This window comes from Pseudomonas fluorescens (assembly GCF_000730425.1).
GTDB classification, from domain to species: domain Bacteria; phylum Pseudomonadota; class Gammaproteobacteria; order Pseudomonadales; family Pseudomonadaceae; genus Aquipseudomonas; species Aquipseudomonas fluorescens_X.
In genome coordinates this window covers 4,103,085-4,114,861 of the sequence record NZ_CP008896.1, presented here as the reverse complement: position 1 = coordinate 4,114,861, position 11,777 = coordinate 4,103,085, and the positions used below count along the sequence as shown (strand labels likewise).

12 protein-coding genes and 1 tRNA gene are annotated in these 11,777 nt (G+C 53.1%); 8 read left to right on the top strand and 5 right to left on the bottom strand.

Going from position 1 to position 11,777, the window contains the following annotated elements; genetic code table 11:
• Positions 1-71 precede the first annotated feature (71 nt).
• Entirely contained in the window at positions 72-1,514 is a 1,443-nt protein-coding gene (gene gabD / locus HZ99_RS18360) for an NADP-dependent succinate-semialdehyde dehydrogenase (RefSeq protein ID WP_038445035.1), read from the bottom strand.
• Between the two features lie 369 nt (positions 1,515-1,883).
• On the opposite strand from gabD, the gene HZ99_RS18355 reads away from it, so the two are divergent.
• Together HZ99_RS18355 and HZ99_RS18350 are read left to right on the top strand one after the other, a co-directional pair.
• Positions 1,884-1,960, top strand: a tRNA-Arg gene (locus HZ99_RS18355).
• Positions 1,961-2,065: 105 nt separating this feature from the next.
• Entirely contained in the window at positions 2,066-3,148 is a 1,083-nt protein-coding gene (locus HZ99_RS18350; RefSeq protein WP_233093220.1) for a site-specific integrase, read from the top strand.
• Positions 3,149-3,151: 3 nt separating this feature from the next.
• On the opposite strand, the gene HZ99_RS18345 is transcribed toward HZ99_RS18350, so the two are convergent.
• Positions 3,152-3,736, bottom strand: a complete 585-nt coding sequence (locus HZ99_RS18345) for a hypothetical protein (RefSeq protein ID WP_038445032.1) — start codon at positions 3,734-3,736, stop codon at positions 3,152-3,154.
• 109 nt (positions 3,737-3,845) lie between these two features.
• Between HZ99_RS18345 and HZ99_RS27975 the strand changes: the two genes are divergently transcribed.
• From HZ99_RS27975 to mobA, 3 genes are all read left to right on the top strand, one after another.
• Complete coding sequence (locus HZ99_RS27975; RefSeq protein ID WP_080727728.1) at positions 3,846-4,148, top strand: helix-turn-helix transcriptional regulator; 303 nt, start codon at positions 3,846-3,848, stop codon at positions 4,146-4,148.
• Positions 4,145-4,762 carry a helix-turn-helix domain-containing protein gene (locus HZ99_RS18340; protein ID WP_038445029.1) on the top strand — a complete coding sequence of 206 codons (618 nt, stop codon included), beginning with the start codon at positions 4,145-4,147 and terminating at the stop codon, positions 4,760-4,762. Before HZ99_RS27975 ends, HZ99_RS18340 begins: the two co-directional genes overlap by 4 nt.
• Positions 4,763-5,790: 1,028 nt before the next feature.
• Complete coding sequence (gene mobA, locus HZ99_RS18330) at positions 5,791-6,093, top strand: plasmid mobilization protein MobA (protein WP_038445023.1); 303 nt, start codon at positions 5,791-5,793, stop codon at positions 6,091-6,093.
• Positions 6,094-6,118: 25 nt separating this feature from the next.
• Here mobA and HZ99_RS18325 read toward each other — a convergent pair whose 3' ends face one another.
• The 3 genes from HZ99_RS18325 to HZ99_RS18315 are packed head-to-tail and all read right to left on the bottom strand — an operon-like array spanning position 6,119 to position 7,235.
• Positions 6,119-6,427 (bottom strand): hypothetical protein, encoded by a 309-nt coding sequence (locus HZ99_RS18325; RefSeq protein WP_038445018.1) that lies wholly within the window; start codon positions 6,425-6,427, stop codon positions 6,119-6,121.
• Complete coding sequence (locus tag HZ99_RS18320; protein WP_080727727.1) at positions 6,417-6,665, bottom strand: hypothetical protein; 249 nt, start codon at positions 6,663-6,665, stop codon at positions 6,417-6,419. The genes HZ99_RS18325 and HZ99_RS18320 overlap by 11 nt, the downstream gene beginning before the upstream one ends.
• A gap of 57 nt (positions 6,666-6,722) precedes the next feature.
• Entirely contained in the window at positions 6,723-7,235 is a 513-nt protein-coding gene (locus HZ99_RS18315; protein WP_235205531.1) for a hypothetical protein, read from the bottom strand.
• A gap of 125 nt (positions 7,236-7,360) precedes the next feature.
• Between HZ99_RS18315 and HZ99_RS18310 the strand changes: the two genes are divergently transcribed.
• The 3 genes from HZ99_RS18310 (at position 7,361) to HZ99_RS18300 (ending at position 11,463) form a co-directional block, all read left to right on the top strand.
• Positions 7,361-7,609, top strand: a complete 249-nt coding sequence (locus HZ99_RS18310) for a helix-turn-helix domain-containing protein (protein ID WP_038445013.1) — start codon at positions 7,361-7,363, stop codon at positions 7,607-7,609.
• Between the two features lie 471 nt (positions 7,610-8,080).
• Positions 8,081-10,180, top strand: coding sequence for an AAA family ATPase (locus HZ99_RS18305; RefSeq protein WP_080727726.1), 2,100 nt, complete (start codon positions 8,081-8,083; stop codon positions 10,178-10,180).
• Positions 10,177-11,463 carry an McrC family protein gene (locus HZ99_RS18300; protein ID WP_038445010.1) on the top strand — a complete coding sequence of 429 codons (1,287 nt, stop codon included), beginning with the start codon at positions 10,177-10,179 and terminating at the stop codon, positions 11,461-11,463. Before HZ99_RS18305 ends, HZ99_RS18300 begins: the two co-directional genes overlap by 4 nt.
• Positions 11,464-11,777: the final 314 nt, after the last annotated feature.

Sequence of the window (11,777 nt, the reverse complement as noted above, 5' to 3'; positions counted from 1 at the left end):
GAATAACGGTGTGAAACACGCAAAGAGACAGCGCTCTCGTGCCCTTCGCGTTTGCAGCAATACCTTGCCGGTTAGACACCCAGGCAGAGGTATTTGATTTCCAGGTAATCCTCGATTCCGTACTTGGAGCCTTCACGCCCCAGGCCCGACGCCTTGATACCACCGAACGGTGCCACTTCGTTGGAAATCAGCCCGGTGTTGACGCCGACCATGCCGTACTCCAGGGCCTCGGCCACACGGAACACACGCCCCAGGTCGCGAGCATAGAAGTAGGACGCCAGGCCGAACTCGGTGTCGTTGGACATCGCGATCACTTCGGCTTCGTCCTTGAAACGGAACAATGGCGCCAGCGGGCCGAAGGTTTCTTCCTTGGCCACGGCGGCGTTTTTCGGCACGTTGGTGAGGATGGTCGGTTCAAAGAAGTTACCGTCCATGACCTTGCCGCCGGCGAGCAGGGTCGCGCCTTTGCCCAGGGCGTCGGCAATGTGTTCCTGGACCTTGGCTACGGCCTTTTCATCGATCAGGGGACCTGTGGTGGTGCCTTCTTCCAGACCGTTGCCGATCTTCAGCCTGGCCACGGCCGCCTTCAGTTTTTCAGCGAACACGTCGTACACCGAATCCTGGATGTACAGGCGGTTGGCGCAGACGCAGGTCTGGCCGTTGTTGCGGTACTTGGAGATGATCGCGCCTTCGACGGCCTTATCCAGGTCGGCGTCGTCGAACACGATGAATGGCGCGTTGCCGCCCAGCTCCAGGGAAACTTTCTTGATGTCCTTGGCGCATTCGGCCATCAACTGGCGACCGATTTCGGTCGAGCCGGTGAAGGACAATTTACGCACGGTCGGGTTGCTGGTCAGCTCGCTACCGATATCGCCGGCACTGCCGGAAACCACGCTGAACACCCCGTTCGGGATACCGGCACGCTGGGCCAGTTCAGCCAGGGCAAACGCCGAGAACGGGGTTTGCGACGCCGGCTTGAGGACCATGGTGCAACCGGCGGCCAGGGCCGGGCCGGCTTTACGGGTGATCATCGCGGCCGGGAAGTTCCACGGCGTGATGGCGGCGGTGACGCCGATCGGCTGCTTGATCACGATCAGGCGCTTGTCCGGCTGGTGGCCAGGGATCACGTCACCGTAGACACGCTTGGCCTCTTCGGCGAACCACTCGATGAACGAAGCGGCGTAGACGATTTCGCCCTTGGCTTCGGCCAGTGGCTTGCCCTGCTCCAGGGTCATCAGGCGTGCCAGGTCATCCTGGTTCTCGATGATCAGCTCGAACCAGCGACGCAGTTTGTTCGCACGGTCCTTGGCGGTCAGTGCGCGCCAGGCCGGCAAGGCCTTGTCGGCGGCTTCGATGGCACGACGGGTTTCGGCGGCGCCCATCTTCGGCACGGTGCCCAGGATCTCGCCAGTCGCGGGATTGTTGACCTTGATCGTTTGGCCGTTGTCCGCATCGACCCAAGCGCCATCAATAAAGGCTTGCTGGCGGAACAACTGGGTGTCTTTAAGCTGCATGTCGTCTTTCCTTAACAGCACCGCGCGCGCGCGGGGCAAATTAGAGTTGTTGAAAGGCGCCTCGAAGGCTGCCGTCAGGGAAATCAGTCACTGGGCGCAAGCTGAAACATCGCGCACGGGAGACAGAGCGTTTGAAATCTCAAACGAATCCTAGGATCAATGGGGGGGCAGGGCAATAGTCTGTTCGAAAAAAAGAACGAAAACGGCACATTAGCGGGATTATTCTGACAGGCGTACGGCAGCCGGATTCTGCGCCCCTGGCACACACTGCCCGGTACAGAGCCTCGCTACTCCAGAATCCCACCGGCAGACGGCCAAAAACCAGCATGGACGCCCAAGGTCGACATGGGTATGATGGCGCCCGCACAAGCATCCGTAGCTCAGCTGGATAGAGTACTGCCCTCCGAAGGCAGGGGTCGTGGGTTCGAATCCCGCCGGGTGCACCATCTTCTTTCCCTTGTATTACAAGGGGATAGCGCTCCTGACAGAAACCTGTCCTAGTCCTGAAAGTCGTTTTTGCCACAAATTTGCCACACTCAAAAGTGGCGGGAATGGTCGAAATGGCAACAATCAGGAATCGCGGCGAGTATCAGTGGGAAGCGCAAATCCGCCGTAAGGGCTATCCAGCCCAGCGCAAAACCTTCGAAACCAAATCCGATGCCCAGGCCTGGGCACGCATGATCGAAAGCGAAATCGACCGGGGTATATTTGTCTCTCGGGTCGAGGCTGAACGCACTGCCTTTCATCAACTCATTGATCGCTACATCTCCGAGATCGCACCGAAACACAAAGGCGCGTATTCGGAAATCAAACGTCTGGAAGCGCTCAAGCGTCACCCGCTGGCGACACGCATCGTTGCCACCCTCACCTCTTCAGATTTTGCACGCTACCGTGACGAGCGCCTGAAGATCCGGAAGGGCAATACGGTGAAACGTGAACTCGCACTGTTCCAATGCGTGATTGAGGTCGCTCGCCGCGAATGGGGAATTCATCTTGCCGAGAACCCAGTCAGGATGGTCAGCCGTCCCAGCTACAACGACGAACGCTCGCGGCGGCTCGACCCAATTGAAGAGGAATACATCCTCAACGCCCTGGAGCTTCGTGAGCGCCGTGCTGACGGCACCTATGCCGACGCCTCACACAATCCATGGATACGGCCCATCGTCCAACTGGCGATTGAGACAGCCATGCGCCGTGGCGAAATTTTCGAGCTGCGCTGGAAGCATGTGAACCTAGATCGCAGGACCGCGCATCTTCCAGCGACTAAGAACGGACTGCCCAGAACCGTCCCACTCTCCCCGCGAGCTATTCAGCTTCTAAAAGATTTGCCACGCTCACTTTGCGGCAGAGTCTTCCCCACCACCGCAGACGCCCTCAAGAAGGCCTTCACACGTGGTTTGGAGCGAGCAAGGACGAAATACTTAGGAGATTGCGAACGCGCTCTGGTACCGCCCCAGGAAGACTTTCTGCTCGACCTGCGCTTTCACGACCTGCGCCACGAGGCCACCTGCCGGCTGGCCACCAAACTTCCCAACCTAATCGAGCTCGCTAGCGTGACGGGACACCGCGAGGTGAACATGCTGAAGCGTTACTACAACATCACCGCAGAAGAACTCGCGGCGAAGCTAGCTTGAGAATCAGTCGATAATTTCAAGCCTTAGGGAGCTTGCCAGTTCCCTAAGCTCTGAATCCGTTCGAACACGGTTTAGCGCCATCTCCTCGCGTTCCCGCTGCTTGAGCATATAGACCTCGTTGAAACACTCAATAACTTGGTCACGGGTTAAGTCCGCGATCGATACGCGACGCTTGAGGGTGTTCAAAATATTGCGCGCACTGAGCTGAGCCGTCTCCCGTAGATAAGTCCTCAACAGCAAGTCGCGAAAAACCCAGTCGCTGACCCACGCCTTAGACAAGGCCCAGAACAACAGCCGCTGATAGGTATGCCAAGCCATACGCGTTTGGCCACTCAGATACCGCCGCAGAATGCGCCCATCTGCATCCTTGAAACCGTAAATGCCGAGCTCAGTCAGAAATCGCTCCAAGGTGACCTTCGACATACCCGACTTCTGCAAAATCCCAGAGAACAGGTACCCCACCAGATCCACCGGAACGCGGACAACAAAGTTTTTTCGGCCCGTTTCTTGGTGACGTTCAATCTCACGGAAAACGAGCTGAAAGACTTCTTCAGGACTGATATCGGATTCAAAGGACGATGGCTGCATGTACCCATTCTTTGGCTAACCGCCGCATCTGTCAAAAAGGTGTCCTAGTTGATCGGTGCTCGATTGGCGAAAGCTTGACGTACTCCATAGCAACCGAGCGACTGTAGCGATGAGCGTCGATTACGAAACCATTCAAAAAATCCAAAAACTTTCAGATGACGTACTGATAGGCGTAGCCGAAGTCGCGGCGCTTACAGGCTTCAGCGTGCTGACAGTGCGTCAGCGTAAGTTGCCAGGCCTTAACCCCGTGCCAGGACTTTCACGCCTGCGTTGGCGGTTGGGTGATTTGCGACAGTGGATGCGCACAGGTGCCGAAAGAAAACTGACCTCATCCCCACTTTCCTCTCTTGACGCTGATATTCGAAAAATCGGGCGCCCTAGCAAAAAGACCCAAGTGGAGGAGCGAAAATGAGCAGCTTGGAAGTATCAGGCGATCCAAGCCCCCAGACGCCAGAAGACCATCTGCAATCCAATACGTACTGGTTTCACATATTCCAGGCCATGGTGGATCATGAACTCGCAAAACTCGGCCCTGACGCGTTTGCGGTTTACTGCGTGATTAAATCCCACTGCAACCTAAAGACAGGTCTATCGATTCCCTCGATCCAGACCATCGCGCAGAAAGCTGGCATCAGCGAGCGTCAGGTCATGCGCAAGATAAAAACGCTCGAAGCAGAGGGCTACATCAGCAAGACCCGCTCGCGTAAATACAACGAATATTCGCTCACGGAAAAGATAGCGATCAAAGACAGCCAAGGTCGACCACGAGCCCTCGCACATTGGAAATATCGACCCGCGCAGATCCAAAGCACTGTGGAAGAGCTGAAACGTATGCTTCGCCACAAGCAAACGGTTGGGCAGGACATTTACATCGAACACCTACACATCGTTCAAAGCCAAACCAACGTCGGTTTTCAGATCAGCCCAGCTGATTTAGAAAATTTGGCTAATAGCAATCCTGCTATCTACCAAACGCTTTTATCGATCCGCAGCTCAATCCAAAAACGCAACAGCACTGATGAGTAGGGTTATGCACAAGCCAGTCAGTCACGTGACTGTTTGGCAGGCATAACCTCATTTAAAGTGACTGTATGGCAGCTCCAACCTGCTTTCAACTGACACACTGTCATACATACAAGAAGAGATCTAAACCAAATCTAGACGGCACTCAAAAGCAGTGCTTGCTCCCTGTTGATAACCATGCAGAGCCTGGACATCAACAGGGAGCTCTTCAGGTACTGGACGGTGTCAATCGCTATCACTGAACGCCGGAGGCCCAATGCGCTGTCGACGCTGGCTGGGATCCAGTGAGGGACGCATAACCTCCTTGATACGTTGAGCAGACGCCTCGATGTCTTCAGGAACTGCCTTCTCGATAGCACGGATCAGCTGCTCACGATTGGAACGCTTCAGCTGCATGATCTCAGCGAAACTACTTTTTGAGTGACTAGAAGAGCACATAAAAAATCTCCAACGATCATGACTACTTATACACACAAGCTCAGGGTTTGACGCATCAATCAGCTCCCGAACTCTTTCATCAGATAACTGACTTTAGCTCCTCTGTGACCTCACCACCAATATCCCGAAAGGCATTCTCTTCAATCATGAGTTTTCATCTATGAACATCTCGTTTTCATCTCTCGGCGATCGTCTTAAAAATCATTCTGAGCTAGGCAAAACTGCATCCGCATCGTCAATCATTCACGCCGCTGGCGTTATCCTGTTTCGTCACCGTCACCGTCCACTCATCGTCTTGCACTCATCCCAAACAGATGCACTTATGATCAACGCGATCGTCCTAAATACGCTTTTTTGCCGTATCCGTGCTGTCCTCCTTACTGTCAACGATCCTTGTACCCCCTTCGTATCCGCATTTTGCAGATATCACCTATTTTCGCGAGGGAACTACATGGACAAGGTAGGGTTTGTGATACCGCCAGTACCTGGCGCCTCACAACCGGCGCGCACCAGTCGTTCCACTCCATCTGCTTTGCCTACCTTCCCTGCTCAGGGCAAGCCCCGAGACCCCGACACCTGGAAAAGGAAAGATCATGAGCCGTAGCGAACAGCGCCAGCGCACAGGATGGTTACCGGCAATTCGTTGTTTCGAGGAAGAAGAAGCACGGGTACGCGAGAAGGCGCATGACTGCGGAATGAGCGTTGGTCAGTTCATGCTGAGCGCGGCATTGAAGCGACAGACCAGAAGCAAAATTGACTCTCACGTAATCAACGAGCTGCGGCGCCTAGGAGGCCTTCAGAAGCATCTCTTCACCAAGGGCAACGGTGTGCTTTCCAAGGAATATGCAAATGTATTGGTTGAGATAACAGAAGCCATTAAGCGTATCGACTGTTGAAAAAAACAGTCGATACGTCGCTGGTTCAAAGCTCTGTGTCTATCTCGAACAACGATAGGATTTCATGCTCTGCATGACCACGGCTACGCAACTGCAACCCAACAGTTGAGCTCATCACCTGATGTTCGATGCCCTGCTGCTCCAATAGCCTTCCCAGCAGAATGATCTCGCCATCCGCTTCCAATCTACGAAGCCGCCCCGGATAGTTGAGCGCCCAGCGATCGAGTATTTTCCAACCGCAAGCGTGGTAAGACGGAGAGCGGAGGACGGATTCAATGGTGGTGCTCGCCAACACGTTAACCGCGATCGATAGCGGCGTGCTATCACTGAGCATATGCGTCTCCCACCTTGCGAAGGCGTGTAATCATTCTTGTGTTTTGCGCGATCGAGGAAGACCGGAAGCCGCCTTTTTGCTTCAGCTCTCCGATGTGCTGATGGGAGAATCCGAGAGCAGAAAGGGTGGCGATATCATCGCGAGCAAGGGCCAGATTAGCCGAGCGCATCACCGCATTCGCCTGCTCCAGTCGAACGATATCTGTCGGCACAGAACTGCTTCTGACTGGGTTGCTCATAGATTGCTCCTACTGAATGATGGACTGACGCTCAAGAATAGTAGCCCAAAGCCATCGCTAGGTACCAAGCAACGTATCGAGTCGAGCCTCAGTATTGAGTACCTCTGTCGGCTTCAAAACGAGGCTGAACACGGGAACATCAAGATTGCTGGTCAGTACCTCCAACCGATGATTGTGCTTCCCTACCGGGACGATCCGCCAAGAATTAATTTCATCGAACCTGAAGAAATGCTCTGCGCCTTTGACTGGATAGGCCAGCAGCCTGCGTGCAGAACCATCGATACCCAAGTAGGCATCGTTAATCTTTGCGAATACTTCGAGCTGCGGTTGAAAACCTGCATTCTGGAAACCCGCAACCAGTTGTTTCAGCTTCTCTGCATAGCGTTGGTTAACACGCCAAAACAACCAGCCCCCTCCAACGAAGTAGAAAGCCAGAGCCCAGAACAACCATCGAATGGCCGGATCAGCACCACCAGAAAACCCCAAAAAGAACGGTAGGTTGAAACCGCACAAAACCACCACAACCAGCAGCAACGCACCAACCGGCAGACTCCCAACAATCCATAGCACTCGAAATAGCTCCCAAATCTGCCTCATCACTTTTACTCACGCCAATGCCCAGCACAAAATATCTGAAAATCAGATATCTTAAAAGCAGATATAGCTTGGTAAGCCGCCCCTCCAGATACGCGGCAATGACCAAAGCAATCTATCGACGTGAGCATGAGATTTTTCTTCAAGTGCTAAAACGCATGCGCGTCGAGTCCGGAATGACTCAAGCACAGTGCTCTGCTGCCCTGGGTAGACCGCAGTCATTCATGAGTGATGTGGAGCGAGGAGTCAGAAGGCTCGATATTGTTCAGCTTCGCGATCTTTGTCTCGTCCTTAAGACTGATCTCTCAAGCTTTTCCAAAACGTATGAGCAAACCCTTAAAGAGGGGTAATGCATCCCAAGCCTGATTGTATCCAGCAGGACAAACTGGCAGAGATCGCCCCTAAGCGACCCTTCCCGAGGGCAGCAATCGGCCGAGGCGGTGTAAAAACGTTTTTTCGGCGCGAAAGGTACTCAAAACAGGACTGGAAATCGCGCTTCTATGCGAAATCCACATCTACTAACAGGCCAATAAATTTCAGATTTAACTTAGATGCACGCACTTCAATTTTGGCGAAGAGTTTTTACACACTCTGGGTCCAAAGCTGACGGTGGCGACAGACAGAGATCGGCCAAAAGTGGTCGTTCAAATCAAAGAATCCTGAGGGGATTCGGACTGCTCTTTCACATTGCCTGGAACACTGCTTTACTGCCGATTTAATACGCAGCCGCAGCTCGACCTTCCGTACGGCGGTTCGCAGAATATTTGGATAGAGCTTTGGTCGCTACTAACTCGCTTCACGCTCAAGAGGATGGAGCCCAGATGAATGACAACAGCCCAGCTTTAAACCAAATCCTCTTTGGCCCTCCGGGGACTGGCAAAACTTACGAAACCATTGACGCCGCGTTGAGAATACTTGCACCTGATACGCTGGGCGCAGAGCGATTTGAGCGCAAAGCGCGTTTCGATGATTTTGTTGCTAAGGGACAAATCCGCATTACCACCTTTCACCAAAGTTTTAGTTACGAAGACTTTGTTGAGGGCTTACGTGCAGAGACCGGTGAAGACGGTCAGCTGCGTTATGAAGTGGTCGACGGTGTATTTAAAAGCCTCTGCGAGGCTGCTGTCGCCAAGGTTACACAGCAGGCGCAGACGTCGATTGACATTAGCGGTCGGCGCATTTGGAAAATGTCCTTGGGTAATACCTTGGGCGACGATGCCTACATCTACGATGAGTGCATAAGCAGTGGCTATGCGTTGTTGGGCTACGGGGAACAGGTGGACTTCACCGGTTGTAAGGATCGCCAAGCCATACATCAACGCTTTGCTGAGGCCGGCTACAAGCTTGCTCCAGATGCATACAACATAACGGCGGTAGCTGCTTTTCTGTTGAAGGTTAAACCCGGTGATTTAGTGGTAGTTACCGAGGGTAATCACAAATTCCGGGCCATCGGCGAATTCACAAGCGATTATCAAGCGATTAAGCGTGCAGATGCGGATGAGGGGTATGGGCAGTGCCGTAAAGTCAATTGGTTGCGGGTATACTCACCGTCATTGCCGTATGAATTGCTAATGAATAAGACGTTTAGTCAGGCAACCATCTATCAATTACGAGAGGGCTCGATTGATAGTGCCAAGCTGAGTGGCTTGTTGGGAGCTGCCGTACCCGTGCCGGAGCTAAGTCAGCACGCAGCACCGTTTAAGGTGGGTGATCGTTTTGGTTCAGGTTATGTAGTGGTTAGCGCATCAGCTGATTTAGTTGAACTTCGAAAGCCAAATGGAAAAAGCTTGCCGCTGGGCATGAGCGTGTTAAATACGCTTGCCGATTACGTCCGAGCGCAACGCTTAACCCTAGCGGATATTCGTGAAAAGCGCGTTTTTGATCTAGTCACGGAATCCAAACTAGAGCCCTATCTAGTCAATGGCTACAACAACATATTGCCGGCTTTGGTAGAACGTGTATTGAGTGACTCTGTGCAGGGTGAGGAGCTTGTGCCTGGTTTTGTGTCGACAAATGCGCGTGTTCTGATCATCGATGAAATCAACCGTGGCAATATCTCGCGGATCTTTGGTGAGTTGATCACTTTGATTGAGCCGTCCAAGCGAGCAGGGGCAGAAGAAGCGCTTTCTGTTGTGTTGCCTTACTCAAAAAGTCAGTTCAGTGTCCCGTCTAATCTGTATCTGATAGGCACCATGAATACCGCCGACCGATCGCTGGCCGGCTTGGATATCGCACTACGTCGGCGTTTCACCTTCCATGAGATGCCACCACGACCTGAGCTGCTAGATAGCGTGTCCGTGGATGGAGTCAATATCGGCCAGTTGCTACGGATAATGAACCAGCGTATCGAGGCGTTGCTGGACCGTGATCATTGTTTAGGTCACGCCTACTTCATGCCTCTGATCAATGATTGCAGCCTGGAACTGCTAGAGTCGATCTTTCGCAATCAGGTGCTGCCGCTTCTGCAGGAGTATTTTTTCGAGGATTGGCAGCACATTCACTGGGTCTTGAATGATCATCGCAAAGCACCGCAATACTGCTTTTTGAGCCAAGCTACTCGGATAGCAGACTCTCTATTTGGAGCTGAGGTTGCCCTCCCCGCGCATAACTTTCCGTGGAGTGTTAACGAAGAGGCTTTTGAGCGTTTAGAAGCCTATCTCGGCATCATTGACCATCAGGCAATTGCCTCCAATTCGGATATTGCTCGGCAGGCGGAACACGGGGCGTTGACCATTCGGCAATTGAGCAGTGGCACCATAGAGGTATGGCAGGATGGCAAGTTTCTACCTATCGCTAAACCAGCCCTGCGTGATGTTGCGGGGCAGCTAGGGCTGGCCCTTACGAATGGCAAGGGATCCTTACATAACACCCGGGCACTGGGACGTAAGGTGATCGAAGCGATAGCGGTTGTGAACGCTTGATTACGCTAATAACTGTACGTGAGTACGCGAGACTGACGATTGATGCTGTGGAGCCAACGCTAGATCGTGCTCAGATTTCAGCGAGTGCGTTTGACTGGTTATGTAAGCAAAGTGAGTCTTTTAGTAAGGCTGGCGCGGCATTGGTGCAAGTGGAAGGGCGCCACTGGTTAAGGCTCGATAGCTATGTGGGCGTGCTGGAAACACCCTGCGGCACGCGCTTGGAGATCCTGCCTAAGCACTTTGAATGCGGTGATTGTGAAGTACAAAGCCGGGCGTTGTTACGGCGTATGATCCAGCGTTCGCTTAACTTAAAGTCACGGAAAGTCGGTCCTACGGCCCTTGAGTTGTACCACGCTCCTTTGTCCGAATGGGTGATTGGGCAGTTTCTAGCCGCGTTTGATCATCTGATTAAGCGTGGTATGCGTTTTGATTATCAGCGCATAGAGGAAGAACAGCGTTATCTGCGAGGCCAACTAAACGTGGTGGCGCAGATGCGTCAGCCACCGGCACGGCAGCAATTCTTCCAGGTACGTCATGACATTTTCGTAGCCGATCGAGCGGAGAATCGCTTGCTAAAGTTGGCCCTAGAGCGCGTTTGTAAAGCCACCCAAGAGCCAACTAACTGGAGGCTGGCCCATGAGTTGCGCAGTTTGCTGCATGAGGTACCGGCCAGCAGTTTGGTGCGTGAAGATTTTCGTGCTTGGGGTACTGATCGGTTGATGGCCCATTACCAGCCGATTAAGCCTTGGTGCGAGTTAATTCTTAACCAGCAGATGCCGATTGCGGTAGCGGGAGAGTGGCAGGGTATTAGTTTGCTGTTCCCGATGGAGAAGCTTTTTGAACGCTACTTCGAAGCCTGGTTACGCCGCTCATTGCCACCGGAGGCTAAGCTCACCTCTCAAGCCTCTAGTGAGTATCTGTGTGAGCACAACCATGGACGCATGTTCCGCCTAGAGCCGGACTTACTCGTGCGCCAGGGCAGTCAATGTTGGGTGCTAGACACTAAGTGGAAACGTTTAAATGCCGCTGATCGCGACAAAAAGTATGGCTTGAGCCAAAGCGACTTTTATCAGTTGTTTGCCTATGGTCAGAAGTATCTACAAGGGCATGGCGAGTTAGTGCTGATCTACCCGCGCCGCGAGGCTTTCCAGCGAGCACTGCCGCCTTTTGATTTCGGAGGTGGCTTGCGGTTGTGGGTGCTGCCTTTCGACTTGGAAACTGAACGGTTGCTTGATGCTGATTTGCTGAGCCTTGTCATAGCCCAAGCTTTGAGCCGCGTATGACTATCTTGAGCTTAGCGCCCGTTTCTGGCCGATAACAGCCTGTCACAAAGGGCTGCTTCCGGCCCAGAGTGTGTAAAAACGCTTCGCCAAAATTGAAGTGTGCGCGTCTACTTTAAATCTGAAATTTATCGGCACGTCTGCAGATGTGGATTTCGCGTAGAAACGCGATTTCCAGTCCGGTTTTGAGCACCTGGCGCGCTCAAAAACGTTTTTACACAGCCTCGGCCAGAAGCAGACATTCGCCATAGAACAGCGCCCGGCAATTATTAAAACCTTTCACAGGGAGTCCGCAGCTTGCCGCTAATGGTTAGGGC